General features: G+C 68.4%; 12 protein-coding genes. 2 read left to right on the forward strand and 10 right to left on the reverse strand.

Annotated features, from left to right (window positions below):
• Positions 1-103 precede the first annotated feature (103 nt).
• Together HKW67_RS00455 and HKW67_RS00460 are read right to left on the reverse strand one after the other, a co-directional pair.
• Positions 104-1,288: a P-loop NTPase family protein gene (locus tag HKW67_RS00455; protein ID WP_171223515.1), complete on the reverse strand. Its 1,185-nt coding sequence runs from the start codon at positions 1,286-1,288 to the stop codon at positions 104-106.
• Positions 1,289-1,379: 91 nt separating this feature from the next.
• Entirely contained in the window at positions 1,380-2,444 is a 1,065-nt protein-coding gene (locus HKW67_RS00460; RefSeq protein WP_171223516.1) for an SPL family radical SAM protein, read from the reverse strand.
• Positions 2,445-2,564: 120 nt separating this feature from the next.
• Here HKW67_RS00460 and HKW67_RS00465 point away from each other — a divergent pair, with 120 nt between their 5' ends.
• Positions 2,565-2,849 carry a 4a-hydroxytetrahydrobiopterin dehydratase gene (locus HKW67_RS00465; RefSeq protein ID WP_171223517.1) on the forward strand — a complete coding sequence of 95 codons (285 nt, stop codon included), beginning with the start codon at positions 2,565-2,567 and terminating at the stop codon, positions 2,847-2,849.
• 28 nt (positions 2,850-2,877) lie between these two features.
• Here HKW67_RS00465 and HKW67_RS00470 read toward each other — a convergent pair whose 3' ends face one another.
• The 7 genes from HKW67_RS00470 to HKW67_RS00500 all read right to left on the reverse strand — a co-directional run bounded on the left by HKW67_RS00470 (position 2,878) and on the right by HKW67_RS00500 (position 12,678).
• Complete coding sequence (locus HKW67_RS00470) at positions 2,878-3,765, reverse strand: DUF4097 family beta strand repeat-containing protein (protein WP_171223518.1); 888 nt, start codon at positions 3,763-3,765, stop codon at positions 2,878-2,880.
• Between the two features lie 20 nt (positions 3,766-3,785).
• Entirely contained in the window at positions 3,786-4,748 is a 963-nt protein-coding gene (locus HKW67_RS00475) for a DUF4097 family beta strand repeat-containing protein (RefSeq protein WP_171223519.1), read from the reverse strand.
• Positions 4,748-5,596, reverse strand: coding sequence for a hypothetical protein (locus tag HKW67_RS00480; RefSeq protein WP_171223520.1), 849 nt, complete (start codon positions 5,594-5,596; stop codon positions 4,748-4,750). The genes HKW67_RS00475 and HKW67_RS00480 overlap by 1 nt, the downstream gene beginning before the upstream one ends.
• 8 nt (positions 5,597-5,604) lie before the next feature.
• Positions 5,605-6,234, reverse strand: coding sequence for an RNA polymerase sigma factor (locus tag HKW67_RS00485; RefSeq protein ID WP_206044558.1), 630 nt, complete (start codon positions 6,232-6,234; stop codon positions 5,605-5,607).
• 92 nt (positions 6,235-6,326) lie between these two features.
• The gene (locus HKW67_RS00490; RefSeq protein WP_171223521.1) at positions 6,327-6,977 is read right to left on the reverse strand and encodes an HAD family hydrolase; all 651 of its coding nucleotides are present in this window, start codon (positions 6,975-6,977) and stop codon (positions 6,327-6,329) included.
• Positions 6,935-9,388, reverse strand: a complete 2,454-nt coding sequence (locus HKW67_RS00495) for a helicase-related protein (RefSeq protein WP_171223522.1) — start codon at positions 9,386-9,388, stop codon at positions 6,935-6,937. Before HKW67_RS00495 ends, HKW67_RS00490 begins: the two co-directional genes overlap by 43 nt.
• The gene (locus tag HKW67_RS00500) at positions 9,385-12,678 is read right to left on the reverse strand and encodes an Eco57I restriction-modification methylase domain-containing protein (protein WP_171223523.1); all 3,294 of its coding nucleotides are present in this window, start codon (positions 12,676-12,678) and stop codon (positions 9,385-9,387) included. Before HKW67_RS00500 ends, HKW67_RS00495 begins: the two co-directional genes overlap by 4 nt.
• Before the next feature lie 173 nt (positions 12,679-12,851).
• Here HKW67_RS00500 and HKW67_RS00505 point away from each other — a divergent pair, with 173 nt between their 5' ends.
• Positions 12,852-13,697, forward strand: coding sequence for a D-amino acid aminotransferase (locus HKW67_RS00505; protein ID WP_171223524.1), 846 nt, complete (start codon positions 12,852-12,854; stop codon positions 13,695-13,697).
• A 28-nt stretch (positions 13,698-13,725) separates the two neighbouring features.
• On the opposite strand, the gene HKW67_RS00510 is transcribed toward HKW67_RS00505, so the two are convergent.
• Entirely contained in the window at positions 13,726-14,943 is a 1,218-nt protein-coding gene (locus HKW67_RS00510; RefSeq protein WP_171223525.1) for a glycosyltransferase family 2 protein, read from the reverse strand.
• Positions 14,944-15,116: the final 173 nt, after the last annotated feature.

A 15,116-nucleotide genomic window follows, 5' to 3' on the forward strand; every position in this document is an offset into this window, starting at 1 on the left:
GACGGCGCGGAGCTTGGTGTCGATGACGAGGGCGCGGGGGGCGTTGTCCCAGTGCTGTGGGCTTGGGGCTGGGGGCCGTGGGCCGTGGGCCGTGGGCGGTGGGCTAGTGACGGGAGAGGTCGCGCCGGGGGCGGCGGCCGTAGCCGGGGTCGGCGGCGCGGCGGCGGCCGCGATAGCGCGTCCAGTCGCGGGTATGCTGGTCGGTTTCGCGGTCGCTGCGCTCCCGCGGCGGGAACGGGCGGTCGCTGCTGATGGTGATGGCACCGTCGGTAAACCCAGCGGCAAGGCGAGCTGGGTGTCCGGGAAGGTCAACTCCGTACAGGTCGCTGGCGGACACGCCGAGCCCGCCCCAGGTGACGGGGTGTTCGGCATGCTGCTGCTCGGCGTCGCTGCTGTTGCCGCGGGCGGTCCAGGGACGACGCGTGCTTCGCGCCACCCCGCGCCGATCGGGAATCTCGGAATCCGTACACACGCGACGCGCCACGACGACTGCACTGCTCACCTCGATGGACGGACTGCGACCCTGACTATTCCCCCCTTTCTCCACCGTCACCACAAACCGTCGCGAGGCATCGGCGACGCTGACCGGCGGTGCGGCAACCGGTTCTGGTGATGGCGTTGGTCGTCGTCGGCTCGACAGGGGGCGCATCGAGGTCACGCGCATGGACGGTGGCATACTCGGCGCGCACACCGGCATCGCGGCGATCCGCAGGCGCACGGTGCCGGCCAGTCGACTGGGGCGCACGTCACGCCCACCGTCGTGATGCTCGAGCACCACGCACGCGGCATCGCGTTCCCGCGCCAGCTGCGCCAGGCGCACGCCATGCACGCGCGACAACGGCGGGGCGCCGTCGATGACCACCAGCGCGAACACGCCGCTGCGCAACAGCAGATCGGCCGTCCATGCACAGCGTTTGCGGTCGGGCGGACGGATCACCACGAAGCGCGCCCCCATCGCGGTCCACGGGGCCGGGGCAAGCGTGCGGGTGGCGTCGATCCAGGCCACCCACGCGCCGGTGTGCAGCACCTGAGTCACGAGCCGTCGTAGCAGCGCCGTTTTGCCGATCGCCAACGGGCCGCTGATTTCGGTGACACGCCCCCGCGGGATGCCGCCACCCAGCGCCCGGTCCAACCGCGCCAACCCGGTGCTCCACGGACCGCTGGCCTGCCGGCCAGTCGCAACCACCGCCCGCAGCTGATCGCGCAGGAGGGTGAGGTCGGGCCCGGCCGGGGTGATTTCCGGTTCGGCGAGCGTGGTGTCGAGGGCGGGTGCAGGCAAGGCAGTCATACCGAATAAATACCGAAAGCAAAAGGCGACGGAAAGAGCGGATTCTGGAAAACACGATGAGAAAAGGCTCAGAAACGGGAGTCCGAAAACGCTACAGCAGCACCAGCTGGAGCTCGGGGGCCAGCGGGGCGGGCAGGGCAACTTCCTCGTCGGCGCTGCCCTCGTCGTCCCGTCGATACTCCCGTGTGGTCAGGCCGTACTTCCGGCACAGCCGTTCAATGACCTGCTGCAGCCCAGCCCGGTAGTTCTCGGCGGCGTACACGCTGTGGCGGTATGTGGCCTCGTACTTGGCCGAGAGTTCCGGAAAGTTCTCGCGGATCACGGGCAGATACCGTTTTCGCGAGGCCGACCGAAGCCGCAGGGCACAGGCCCCCAGGCTCCTAGCACCAGCCGCTGCCACCTGCTGCACCAGCGCCTCCAGCATGGCTGGCGCATCGGTGATCCCCGGCAGCACCGGCATGCAGTTCACACTCACCGCCAGCCCGGCGTCGGCCAGCCGTCGTACTCCCCGCAGCCGTGCGTCGGGCGTGGGCGCCCGGGGCTCCAAGCGGCGCGCCAGTTCGCGATCGACGGTAATGAGCGAGACGTGCACCTGCACCGTGTGTCGTTCGGCCAGCCGCTGCAGCACATCGACGTCGCGGGTGACCAGCGGACTCTTGGTGATGATCACGATGGTGAAGTCTCGCGCGCTCAGCAACGACTCCAGAATCTCCCGCGTGACGCGGAAGCGCCGCTCGGCCGGTTGGTACGGATCGGTGGCCGAGCCGATCACCACCGAATCGCCCGGACGGGGCGAACGCGACGACCGCAACGCCTCGCGGATACGTGCGCCAGCGTGCTCCTTCACCAGCACCCGTCGCTCGAAAGCCAGCCAGGGCGGCATGGCGTTGGCGACCTCCCGGCCCACCTCGCCGGCTCGCTCGAGCGTCCAGCGATGGGTGTCACGGGCGTAGCAGTAGGCGCAGCCGAAGGCGCACCCCACGTACGGATTGATCGACCAGAAGCCCATGCCGGTGGCGGCCGGCGGATTGAAGATCCCGCGCGACGGAGCCGCGTGATATTGCAGGTCGGCCTGGGCCGAGAGCAGCCGGAGTGGATCGGGCCGCAGCGGGTCGGGCGCAAACGCCGGTGCAACGGGAGGGTCGGCGGGGCGCATACTGGACCCTACCGAAGAAAAACCGAAAGCGCAAGACGGGGCAGAATGTGTGACCTGTGACCACGGGATTCCACGCTCAGGCATTGTCCGCCGTCCCGGCGCACCCTACTCTAGAGACACATGCCCGCTCTGTCCGACATCGAAATTCAGCGCAGCCTCGGCGCGCTGCCCGGCTGGTCGCGCAAAGGCGACACGCTCGTGAAGAGCTATCACTTCGCGACGTTTCCCGCAGGCGTGGCCTTCATTGCGCAGGTGGCCGACATCGCCGAAGCGATGCAGCATCACCCCGACATCGATATCCGCTACACCAAGGTGCACTTCTCGCTCAGCACGCACGACGCGGGCGGGATCACCCCGAAGGATTTCGATCTCGCCCGCGCGATCGAGGAGCTGGCGGCGGCGTAAGGCCGTCGCCTCTCGTTGATCTGCCGCCCTAATTGATCTTCCGCAGCGTCACGCTGCCGTTCACCGTGCTGGCTCGCAGCCGCGTAGACCCGTTGCCCACCGTACCGCGCAAGCGTCGCGGTGAGAGCGTACCGGAAATCGTGATCGGAAAATCCGTCGACACGCGACCGTTCACCGTAGACAGCTCGAGCTGCGCGCCGAAGTTGGATGGCAACTCGATCGTGATCGCGCCGTTCACCGTTTCGTAGTCGAGATCGTCGGCTCGGCCGAGTGAACCCATCGACACGTTGATACTGCCGTTCACCGTCTTGGCGCGCACCGGGCCGCCGGCGCTGCGCGCGGTGATGCTGCCGTTGACCGTATGCGCGTCCACTTCGTTGTTCACGCCGGTCACTTCGACACCGCCGTTCACCGTCGACAGATCGACCCGCACGCCGTCGGGTACACGCACGGTGAAGCGCACCGAGACGTCATTGCGGTCGTTCCACTTGGTACGGCGATCGGTATGAATGCCGCTCTCATCGCAGCGCGAGCCTTCACTGAACAGCGCGCAGACGAGTACGTCGTCGCCGATCTTCTTCTGCTCGATACGCACATCCTCGGGATTGCCGCGACGCCAGCGCTTCTCGGCGCTCACTTCGACGCGGCCGTTGGTGCTGCGCTCCACTTGGATGCCGCCGTTGATGTTCTTGATCATCACGCGCCTCCCCGACGGGATCGTGCCCGACCAGGTGAACGCATCGTCGCGCTGCGAGTCGCGGTCCCGGTCGCGATCCTGCGACATGGCGGGTGCGGCGAGCGTCGCGGTGAGTAGCATCGCGGCGGCCGTAGAACACAGCGCCGAGCGGAACGACGAACGGAACGACGAGCGGAACGACAGCATGGAAAACTCCTGATACAAGAGAGATGCACGCACGTCTGCAATCATGGGTGCGATCATGAACGGTTGCCTCGCACGACGCGGACGTCGCCATTGAACGTGGAGATGGTGAAGCGGGTGGAACCGCCACCGCCGATCTCGTAGCGACGCACCGCGCGCTCACTGCGTGACGACGTGAGACTGTTGGGCATGAGCGTCAGCGACCCGGAGGCGGTCAGGTCGCCGTTGAAGGTGGAGACGTCCATGCTGCCACGGGCAGTCTCGGGGAGACGCAGGGTCACGTCGCCCGAGTGCGTGGTGAGCTGCAGCCGCGCGTCGTCGGTCGTGTTGCCATCGAAGGTGATGTCACCGCTGATGCTTTCCACCTCGACCCGCGCCGCACGTTCCATACCCAGCATGACATCGCCACTGGTGGTGTGCACATTCGCTTCGTCGCGCACGCCGCGCAGTGTGATGTCGCCACTCATGGTCGTCACGCGCGCCGGCCCCGAGCGGCCACCCAGCCGGACATCGCCGGAGAGCGTTTCCAGCGTGAGTCGTCCGCTGATGTCGTCGAGACCGACATCGCCACTGGTCGTGCGAATCTCCACGTCGCCGTCGATGCCCGACACGTCGACATCCGCCGACGCGGTGGAGATGACCAACCGCACATTGCGCGGCAGGTCGAGTTCGAGCGTCGCGTCGTTACGGCGACTGGCGGAGCGGCTGCTGGAGCGATCGGAGCGACTCGAGCGCATGTCATCCGACGCTTCCAGCGTGACTCCCACGCCCGTGGTGCGCAGCTGATAGTCGCCACTGCGCCCGCGGATCGCACCGGTGCTCGCCGACCCACCACGCACCACCAAGCGTCCGGTGCGCACGGTGATATCGACCACGGCGTTGCGCGCCAGGGCGAAGCTGGAGTCGACCTGCGCCTGGAGCGGCGATGTGCCTCCGGCGAGCGGTAGCAACAACAGCGCGCCGAGCGGAATGAGCAAGCGGGAGCGCATCGGGAACGTGGGCACGAGAGAGGACCGCATCACAGCAGCGCCACGCGCCGGAGCAGCGCGAGCTTGGTTTCCAAGGCGCGATCGAGCTGCGTGGACAGCAACGCGCTGCGCGGATCCCGCGCCAGCGCCTTCCGGCTGTCGCCGATGGCCCGATCGATGATATCCAGATTGCGCCGCAACTCACGCACCGTCGCGGTGTCGAGTTCCACGACGCGATCATCGACGATACGACGCAGCGCCGAGATCTCCCGTTCATACACCACATCAGCGTCGGTGTCGTCGCGCGTGTCGCGAGCCGCGTTGCGTGACGCGAGTCGCGTGGTCGATCCGGATGCACGCGCCGGTGCGCTCGACGTCGTGGACGGCGATACCGCGACGAGTTCAACGGCCGCTCCGGGCAGCCCGAGATCGTTGAGGCTATCGGGCTTCGCGGCCACGGGGCTCGGCACGCCGATCGAGGACGCGGTCGGCGAAGCCGTCTGCGCCTCGCTGCGCACCGCGATGCGCCACGTAATGCCAGACGTCACCGCCACCAACATCGTGGCGGCGATCGCGAAGGTGCGCACCGAGACCGTGCGGGCGATTCGCGTGCGGGTGGCGGCGGCCGAGATCGGGATCACGGCGGTGTCGAGACGCGCTTCGATGCCGCTCCAGAGATCGCGTGAGGGCGAGATGCCGGGAAGCGCCTGCGATTCCGCCACGATCGTCTCGAGCTCACGTACGAGTGCGGCGCACTCGGCACACCCCGACTGGTGGGCCGTCATCCACGCCCGCTCGGCTTGGTCGAGATCGCGCTCTAGATACCCGCCGCACTGCGCTTCGAAGCGCGTGCAGTCGACGGAGGCGCCGGTCGGGGGAACGATATCTGTGTGCTCCATATGCTCGGTTACCGATTCAGGGCGGCACGCAACAACATGCGCGCACGGTGCAACTGGGCCTTGCTGCCGCCCGGCGTGATGCCGAGCTGCTCGCCGATCTCTTCGTGCGTAAAACCTTCCACGTCATGCAACACGAACACCCGTCGCGCACCCGCCGGCAGTCCGGCGATCGCCGCATCGAGATCCAGGCGCTCGCCGACGAACACCGCACGGGACGGCGCCTCGTCGAGGGCATCGTCGTCGGCAGTTCGGGCGCCGTGAATGCTGGCCCGCTTGCGACGCGACAGCACCACGTTCACCGCGACCCGATGCAGCCACGTGCTGAATGCCGACTCGCCGCGGAAGCCCGGCAGCTTCTGCCACACCCGCACGAACACGTCCTGCGTGACTTCCTCGGCGAGTTGCTGGTCGGCCAGCATGCGCGTGCAGATCGCGTACACCCGGTCGACATGCGCCCGATAGAGCCGCTCGAACGCGCGCCGGTCGCCCGTGGCCGCGGCCGCGACGTCGGTCTCGAGCCCCGTATCGAGCCCCGAACCCGCCGAGACGACGATACCCGCTTCGGTCACAGCAGCGACCGCGCCCGGCGATGAGGCCGGGACGGCGGGCTGCAGCGAGGCGAACACAGGGGTAGTCACACGCAGGGCGAGCAATGGGGCTCCGGTAGCAGGTCACCCCATTGGATGACCCATGAGGCCGGAGGGTTTGAAGCGATCGCTCAGATTGTACGTCAGATCGCGAGCGACGCGACGATGGCGGGCAATTCTATGATACTGTTCATCCAATAGTCCGGTGCCGCGACCGCCAGTTCCGCCCGACTGAAGGGCCCCCATAGGGCAGCCGCCGTCCGAACCCCGGCGGCCCGCCCGGCGTGCATGTCGTGCGGTGAGTCGCCCACGAACAGCGCGCCTGCCGCCGGCAGCGACAGTCGGTCGAGGGCCAACAGGACGGGGTCGGGCAGCGGCTTGTGGCGCTCGGTCTCCTCGAACGTGACGATCGCATCGAAGGCGCCGGCCAGCCCCACGTGCTCGAGGGAGCGAGCGGTCATGCCACGTCCCTTACTGGTCACGAGGGCGGTGCCGTGCCCCTGGGCCCGAGCCCAGGCGATCGTGTCAAGCACGCCGGGATAGGCGGTGGTGAGCCGGGGCAGATGAATGCCTTGATAGTCACGATAGCGCACCACCAGCGATTCCACCTCGGCCCCGTCGTCGCACCATTCGGCCAGCTGCGTGCGCAGCGGCGTCCCGATGCCGGCCACCCACTGTTCAGTGGTCGGCGCGCGCTCGCGTCCTTCGAACGCAAAGCGCATGGACTCGAGAAGCAACCCGATGGAGTCGATCAGGGTGCCGTCGAGGTCGAACAGGAGCGCGTGTCGAGACATGCCGAAGTGTAATCGGGCCTGTAATCCGGACCGATCAGCAGCAGGGCCCGGACGCGCGCCACTGACTCCTGCGCGCGCTCCGGCGCTCCGGGCTGGTCTCGTGCGAAGTTTGCCAGCGTGGGCTCGCCCTCCCACGCCGTCAACCACGCTCTTGGCGCCCACCGCGGCGTGGCTTCCGCCTGCGCACACCACCGTGCCATCGCCTCCTCCGCGCCAGATCCACGCGCCGTCCCCACGACCCGTTCGGCAGCCGCAATCGCTCCCCGAAGCGCCGTGCGCTCGATCGGGCCGCAGCGCTGCACCACTTGAGCCAGGTGTCTGGCGGCGCGCTGGGCGAGCGGCGCCAGTGCCTGGTCGCCAGGGCCGACGTCGTCGCGCGCGGCCGCACGCGCGCACCACCGGCGAATGTCCCGGAACGCCCGACGAACCGCTCGCTCCAGCCCCGCGCTCGATACAACGGCGGCGCTGCGCGCATCATCGGCGATCGTCGCGACGCGTAACAGCGCACGCACGCGCGCGCTGACGACGCGTCGACGCGCGGTGGCGCGGCGCGCAAACGAGCAGAGCAGTCGTGACTGCCCCTGATACTCTACCAGCGCGATCCACGCAGTCTCCTGGTCGGACCGGAGGGTGCCGATCACCGTCATACGCGCCGACTCCGTGACCGCGTCGGCATCGGTCCACCGCTGCAGTCGCGCGTGCAACCGCGAGGCCGCATCGGCCGCGCTTTCACGTGCGCCGTCTCGCCAGTCATTGCGTAACCCGTTGACCGCGTCGCCCCCGGCAAAACGCCGGGACAGCGCGGCTTTGGTGGCGAGTCGGCGCTGTAGGCGCAGTGCGCGGTCACCATCCGGATGTGGCGCGAAGCTGTAGACGTGCACGGCGCCGTGCGGTGAACCGATGCGCGCGCAGCGTCCCACGCGTTGCTCGCGCAACGCGTCGGTCCACGGCAGATCGAGATGCACGACTACGCCAGCGTCCTGCAGGTTCACGCCTTCGGCCAATAGGTCGGTGGCGAGCAGCAGTCGGATGGCGTGGTGCGGCGGCGGTGGCGGACGTTCTTGCGCGAGCGGCGCAAAGCGCGCGAGGGCCTCGCTGCGGCTGATGCGGCCACTGGCAATGCGGGCGTGCTTGCTGGAGAGCAATCCGACGCCGGCGATGTCCGATAGCGCGCGGTGGAGCGCGCCGACCGTCTGGGTGAACTGCGAGAAGGCGATGATCGGCGTACCGGGGTGTGCCTGCAGTAGCGCACGCAGCGCATCGGCCCGCGCCCCGTCGGCGCGCGCGGTCTGCTCATGGTGTTCGGCGAGCGTTGCGAGCGCCTCGAGATGCACCTCGACCCGTTCAATCAACGGCGCGCTCTCCACTTCCTGCTGCGCCATCAGCTCAGGGAAGGCGAGCTGCACTTCGTGATCGCCCACCAACCAACTGCGCAACTCGACCTGCGTGGGATGCCGACCGGCGCGCAATGCCTGGAGTAACGCGTCGCCGCGCAGGCGCCGCTGGCGCAAGGCGTGCGCGAGCGCCGCGTCGCTGGAGCACCACGCACGCAGCAAGCCCAAGCGGATGAGTGCGCCGGCGACGGCACCATCATGCGCCGGCAGTGGAGCGGGGAGGGCGAGAATATGGGTGAGCGTGGCGCGGTCGTGCGGCATGGGCAGCGGTGCGTGCTGCAGCACCGGCGGTCGGCTGGCGGCCGGTGTCTCGTTCGCCGTTGGCGGACGCGTACGCGTTCCCGAGCTCGTGCTCGTGTTGGTGTCCGTATTGGTGTTCGTATTCGATCGGCGAATCACTACCTGGCCGAGCATCGTATCCGACAGGAGATCGGCGCGCGATCCCAGAAAGAGCGCCAGCAGATTCCGCAGCTCGGCCGCTCGGTTGTGCAATGGCGTTGCGGAGAGCAGCAGGGTGTCACAACCGGACACGAAGCGAGCGATGGCGGCATAGCGCGCGGTCCGGCGGGTGCGCAGATAGTGCGCTTCGTCGATGATGACGAGCGTGCGCTGCCCCGCGCGCTCCCGCACGACGCCCGTCGGCACATCGCCCGCCAAGGCGGCGCTGGGAGCGATATCCTTTCGTGAGAATCCGTGTACGGAATGCAGGCGGATATGCGACAGTTGCGCGTGCGTGATGGCTGTTCGCCACATGGGCTGTAGCGCTGCCGGTGCGATGACGTGCACCTGTGCGTATGTCCGGGCGACGGCGAGTGCGGTGTACGTCTTACCAAGTCCCACATCGTCAGCCAGCAGCGCGCCGTGATGCACGCGGATGGCACGATGAATGCGAGCGACGGCATCAGACTGGTGGGGTAGCAGCGTGATGTCGCCCAGCTCCGCCGGCGGCAGAGGAGGAATGAGCGCGCCAGCAAGTCGGGCCTGCACGTGGCGTGCGCTGTGGAGGGACCACGTCATGGCGTGTACCACTCGAGCAATGGGGTGAGTTGACGCAATGGCACGTCGTAGGCATCAGCGACCGCGACGTCGTGTTCTCGTGTGGTCACGAGCTCCTGTCGGGAGAGACGTTGACCGATGGGAGCCAGCAGGGTGCGGGCCCGGAGCCAATCGTGCGGGACCGGCAGCGCCGCCACAGTCCAGCCCAGGAACCGACGAAAGCCGCCGCGGGCCGGTTCAGCGAGGACATCGAGCCACGCGGCCGCAATGGTGGAGTTGAGCAAGGCATCGAGCGCGTAGGCATCGTCGAGCGAAGTGGTGCGGACCACGTAGCAGCTGTTGAGCGGTACCGTGGGATCGCCGGCATCGAGCACGCGCGTACGCAGTCGTTTGCCGATATCGGCCCAGACCACGCGCGGCGTATCGGCGCGGGCGGCTTCGGTGCGAAAGAGTGTCCACCACGGCATGCGGGCGCGGGCGTCGCGTCGACTCTCGAGACGGGGACGCCAGTGCGCGAGCCATCGGGTGGTCGCCGGTGGCAACGTGCGCAGCGGGAGTCCATCGCTGCCGTGCGTCCACAGAATGCGCAGTTCGTCGACCGAGTGCGTCGGACGGCCCACGGAGGGTCGCGTCGTGATGCCTTCACCGCGCAGCGCGGGACGCAGTAGTCGGCGTTCTATGACGGCCGACCGTGACACCGAGGTCTTGCCAGGGGCGGGATTGTCGGAGGCGACGACCGTGGCCGAATCGTCGTCGTGCTCCTGCGCGTGTACGAGAAACGCCGCATTGCAGCCGCACTTCACGCCCAGCAGGGGGCGTCCGATAGGTGAGTCGCCAAGGGCCGGGCCGGCCGTTCGGAGCCGTTCGAAGGCGGCGTGCGCGGATGGCGGGAGCAGGATCCACGGCGCGGCGGGATCGCCGTCGAGGGCGAGGCGTGATGTCGGAATCGGAAAGTGACGCTCGCCGCGAGCGGCACTGACGGAAACCTCGATGTCGCGTGTCGCGGCGCGTGTGAGGTCATTGCGGGCGCTGTCGGCGCGCTGGTGTTTGCAGGCGACGAGCAGCGATGGATACGTTGCGGCGTCGAACAGCGCGGGGGCGTCGCTCCAGTCGCGGATCGTGCGCACGGTCGCGACCTGTGTGATTGCGCGGCGAATGCCGCCGCCCGAAAGGGTGCGCCAGAGCTTTGCCGGCACGAGCAGCGCGAGCGTGCCGCCGGGCGCGAGCAGTTCGAGGCTACGCTCGATGAACGCAACGGAGAGATCGGGTTGCGAGGCGAAGCCGACGCCGGCACCGGCGCGGGCGGCACCGGCGTGCCAGGTAGCGGCCCGCATGCTGCGGAACTCGCGGCGCAGCTGTTCGCGATCGCGTGGGGCGAGGGCGTGCGGTCGGACCCAGGGTGGATTTCCGACGAGGACATCGAAGCCACCGGCGGCCGCGACGTCGGCGAAGTAGGTGAGAAAGCGAAACGGCAGCGCGCCGCCATCGGCGAGCTTGGCGCGGGCCGATGAGAGCTCGCGGCACTGTGCGCGCAAAGCATCGAGTTTGGTGTGGTCGGCGCGCGTGGGACTGCGGCGCTGTCCGAAGAGATCGCGCGCGCGGAGTGTGCTGAGGAGCGCCGCGCGTTCGGTGCGGAGCCCATCGCGTTGCGTAGAGAGGGCGGCCATCGCGCGCTGCCGTTCTTCCCGCTGGAGGGCAAGCGCGATGGACTGCTTCCGTGGGCCGCTGGCGCGCGTGTAGCGCTCCCGCAGCACGGTCAGCGCGCGGGCGCTTGGCGGAGCGAAGCGGAAGTTGCCGCCAGCGAGCGAGTCGCCCACGCGGATGTGATGGTCCAGATTGGGCAACGGCGGCACGCGCGTGATGTCGGATTCCGCGCATTCGATGACCACCGACAGCCAGAGCCGAAGTTCGCACAGCCAGACGGCGACCGGATTCCGATCCACGCCGAACATGCAGTGCGTGAGGATCTGTCGTCGGATGCGATGCGCGTCGGTTGCCGAGGCTGCGCCCGTGGCGAGTTGGGTGCGTCGATGCAGGGTGCTGAGGCGTTCGAGCGTGTGCACCAGAAAGGCGCCTGATCCGCAGGCCGGGTCGAGAATACGCAGGTGGTGCAGGGCATCACTGGTCGCCGATGAGAGGAGGAGCGGCGCGGTCGTATCGTCGAGCGCATCGGCGGGGAGATCCGGGAGTGCCGAATACAGGGCGTCGCGGACGACCTGATCGACGAGGGCGGGAGGGGTATAGAACGAGCCGGACCGTCGGCGTTCGTCGGTGGCCATGAGCGATTCGAACGCGCGCCCCAGCATTTCGGGGTCGACCGCCGCTTCCGACCAACTCGCGGAGTCTTCGTGCGCCGTGAAGCGATGCCGGTCGAGCACCGTTCCCACGAGATGCGCGATGGCGTCGTCGCTGAAGCGCAGCGTGCGGTGACGCTTCTCGAGCGGCGTCGGGGCGAACAGGCCGCCATTCAGAAACGGCACAGCGCCGAACCGACGCGCGGCGGGGGCACGATCGCGACGTGGGGTGTTGAGCGTGCCGAAGAACAACGGGCGCAGCAGTCGCTGATGTAGCTGACCGCCGACCTCGAGCTGGGCGGTGGTGTGGTGCAGCAGAAAGTCGAGTCGATGGTCGAGCCAGCCCTTGGCTTCCAGAAACGCGAGGAAGAGGCAGCGGCTGGTGCAGAGCAGGGCGAGCTCGCGCCGTTCGGCCGGGAGCGCGGTCTGCGCCGCCGGACCGGTCACATCGGTGGCGAGTGTGGTTACCGCGCGCTCCAGAATGCCGTAGAAGCGATTCGAAAGCGCTTCACGTCGCAGGATATCGGTGAAGCGCGCATGGCGCAGCAGCGCATCCTGCTCCGTCACGGCGGCGAGCGTGCGCAGCGTGTCCGCGTCGGAGTCGACCACATGCGTGCGATCGATCCGGAGCGCGGCCACCCGCGGACCGCCGCTGTGCGCGCACACCGTGGCAATACACAGGGTGCGCTGGCGCGCGTCGAGGGTGATGAAGCACCACTGTCGCGTGGGCGCCTGCTGTAGCATCGTGGCCGCGAGCCGCTTCGTGAGTTCGCGCGGATCGCTGGCACCGGCGAGGTCGGTAGGATGCGCCAGCTCGGCGCAGAGCAATCGCAGCGTGCCCACACCGCGCACCAGATCGGCGCTGGTCGTGAGCGTCTCGATGCCGAAGCGCTCGCGCCCGTCGGCGGCGAGCCTGGTGGGGGGCGCGGTGAAGCCCAGAGCCTGGGCGATCGGACGCAGCGACTCGCGAGAGTCGGCCTGCGCAAGCAGTTGGGCGGCGGCGCGGAGTGTGAGCACGCCGCCACAGTGGGAGCAGTCCCGCGAACGTGTGTCACCCGAAGTGCGCAGGCGGTGCTTTCACAGCGCACGGCGGTATGGACTATCTTACAATGGGCCTCTGCCGCGCTCCCGGCCTGCCGTACAGCCTAGAGTTTGTCGCGGCGCTCTTCCTCCTCATCGCACGTTCTCCCATGCCCGTTTGCTGGCTCAACGGATCCTTCGTCGCCGAACAGGACGCGCAGGTGTCCATCTTCGATCGCGGTCTGCTGTTCGGCGACGGCGTGTACGAAGTCGCGGCCGTGTTGAATGGCACACTGCTCGATGCCGACCGGCACCTCGTTCGGCTGGGCCGCTCGCTGGCCGCGATCGGCATCCCGAATACGCAGCCGGCCGCGGCGTGGCTGGGCGTGATGCAGCAGCTCGCCACCGACAACGGGGTCCGCGAAGGATTGGTTTATCTGCAGGTCACGCGCGGCGTGGCCGAGCGGGATTTTCCGTTCCCGGCGCACGTGACGCCAACCATGTTCGCGTACGCGCGACCGAAGCTGCTACGCGCCGATCCGAATGCGTCGGGCGTGCGTCTGCTCACGGTGCCGGACATGCGCTGGAACCGGTGTGACATCAAGAGCACCAGTATGCTGGCGCAAGTGCTCGCCAAGCAGGCCGCGCGCGCCGGTGGGGCCTTCGAAGCGATGATGCACGAAGACGGACTTGTGACCGAAGGCGGCTCGAGTAACCTGTGGATCGTGAACGACGGCGTCGTGCAGACGCGTCCGCTCTCGAGCGATATTCTCGCCGGCATCACGCGCGATGTCGTGCTCGAACTCGCCCACGCCGCGGGCGTGCCGGTGCGCGAGCGGGCATTCACCGTGGCGCAGGCGAAGGCGGCCGACGAGTGCTTCATGAGTAGCGCCACGAGCTTCATTCTGCCGGTCACGACGATCGACCACGATGCCGTGCGCGCCGGCGCTCCTGGCGCCATCACGCAGCGGTTGCGCGCGGCCTACCTCGAACGCGCCGACCGGCTCACGCAGTAGCGCGCGACCGCACCAGTGCGCGACCGCTTTACTGCGACACGTAGCCGCGGTCTTTCCAGCGCACGTTGTTGCCGCGCGCGATCGCGCTCACGCAGATCGCCAGCACGATGGCCCCGCCCAGCGGCGCGAGCAGCGCGCGGCGCATCGGGTCCCCGTTGATCCGGTTCGCGGCGGCGAATGACGTGAGCACCGCCGCGCTGCTCGCGCCGCTCCAGAGCAGCAGGGCAGTGCTCGCGGTGCCGCCCGTGGCCATCGCGAGCACACACCACGTGAGCGTCACGAACGGCATCAGCACACCCAGTGGAAACGACAGCAGGAAGAGCGGGTAGAGCCGCTGCCCCACCGCACCCCACCACATCGCGTGTCGGCCACCCGCGTACATGTTCTTGCCCCAGCCCTTCATGAGACTGGCCAGGCCATCGTACATGCGCGTGCTCAGCTGACGAATGCCAAGCGCCAGCGACACCCGATCGCCACGCGCTTGAATCGCCTGCGCCATCATCACGTCTTCGGCCACGAATCCACGTACTGGCTCGTGGCCGCCGATCGCGTCATACACGCGTCGCGACAGCATGAAGCACTGCCCGTTGGCGACGACATCGCGCCGATCGGTCGCCCGCTCCATGGCTTCCGCCCCACCGTACCGCGTGAGAATGAGCGTGAACACCGACGGCTGCACCGCGCGCTCCCACACGGTGCCCATCTCCTGGTGTCCCGCTACCGATAGCAATTCGGCGTCGCGGCGCTCGCGCATGCGCACCATGCGTCCCACCAGCTCGGGAGCGTGACGCGTATCGGCGTCGGTGAAGAGCAAAAGCGATCCGGTGGCGTAGGCCGCGCCCGACTGACAGGCCCACTGCTTTCCGAACCAGCCGGCGGGAAGATCGGGGGCGTTCACGATCTTCACTCTGGAGTCGTCGGCCGCCGCCTCGCGCGCGAGCACGCCGGTGCCATCCGTGGAGTGATCGTCGACCACGATGAGCTCGAGGTCGGGCCAGGTCGACGCGCGAATGCTGCGGATGCAGGCCGCGATATGGACCGCCTCGTTGCGCGCGGGGAGCACGATGCTGACCCGCGGCGTCGGTGCGGCGGTGAGTGCCTGCACGTCGATGTCGTCGAGGCTTGGGGTCGTGCGGAGGCGGGCCGCGAGCACGAACGGAGCGGCCACCCAGGGCGTGGCGGCGATGGCCACCGCTGCGGCGCCCAGCAGCGAGATCGGCGACAGACCCGGGAGAAAGCTCAGCATGATCCGCATAAGCTGGCGGTCCGGCTCGGTAAACGGCACCGCCACCCGTGCATCGTGACGAGTCGGGGCAATTCCGTTGCTCCCCCGAGTCAGGACCGATACGTTCCGACATGGTCGCGGCTGCTGGTACTTTCGATCTTCCCGAGGGCGATCCTCGCGACGCGCACCACGCG

It is taken from the genome of Gemmatimonas groenlandica, assembly GCF_013004105.1.
In the GTDB taxonomy this organism is placed as follows: domain Bacteria; phylum Gemmatimonadota; class Gemmatimonadetes; order Gemmatimonadales; family Gemmatimonadaceae; genus Gemmatimonas; species Gemmatimonas groenlandica.

Bases quoted from the DNA above. Each gene is read 5' to 3' on its own strand.
- HKW67_RS00480 (WP_171223520.1), bottom strand. From the start codon at position 5,596: ATGGAGCACACAGATATCGTTCCCCCGACCGGCGCCTCCGTCGACTGC.
- HKW67_RS00510 (WP_171223525.1), bottom strand. From the start codon at position 14,943: ATGCTGAGCTTTCTCCCGGGTCTGTCGCCGATCTCGCTGCTGGGCGCC.
- HKW67_RS00475 (WP_171223519.1), bottom strand. From the start codon at position 4,748: ATGCGGTCCTCTCTCGTGCCCACGTTCCCGATGCGCTCCCGCTTGCTC.
- HKW67_RS00460 (WP_171223516.1), bottom strand. From the start codon at position 2,444: ATGCGCCCCGCCGACCCTCCCGTTGCACCGGCGTTTGCGCCCGACCCG.
- HKW67_RS00495 (WP_171223522.1), bottom strand. From the start codon at position 9,388: ATGACGTGGTCCCTCCACAGCGCACGCCACGTGCAGGCCCGACTTGCT.
- HKW67_RS00490 (WP_171223521.1), bottom strand. From the start codon at position 6,977: ATGTCTCGACACGCGCTCCTGTTCGACCTCGACGGCACCCTGATCGAC.
- HKW67_RS00465 (WP_171223517.1), top strand. From the start codon at position 2,565: ATGCCCGCTCTGTCCGACATCGAAATTCAGCGCAGCCTCGGCGCGCTG.
- HKW67_RS00505 (WP_171223524.1), top strand. From the start codon at position 12,852: ATGCCCGTTTGCTGGCTCAACGGATCCTTCGTCGCCGAACAGGACGCG.
- HKW67_RS00455 (WP_171223515.1), bottom strand. From the start codon at position 1,288: ATGACTGCCTTGCCTGCACCCGCCCTCGACACCACGCTCGCCGAACCG.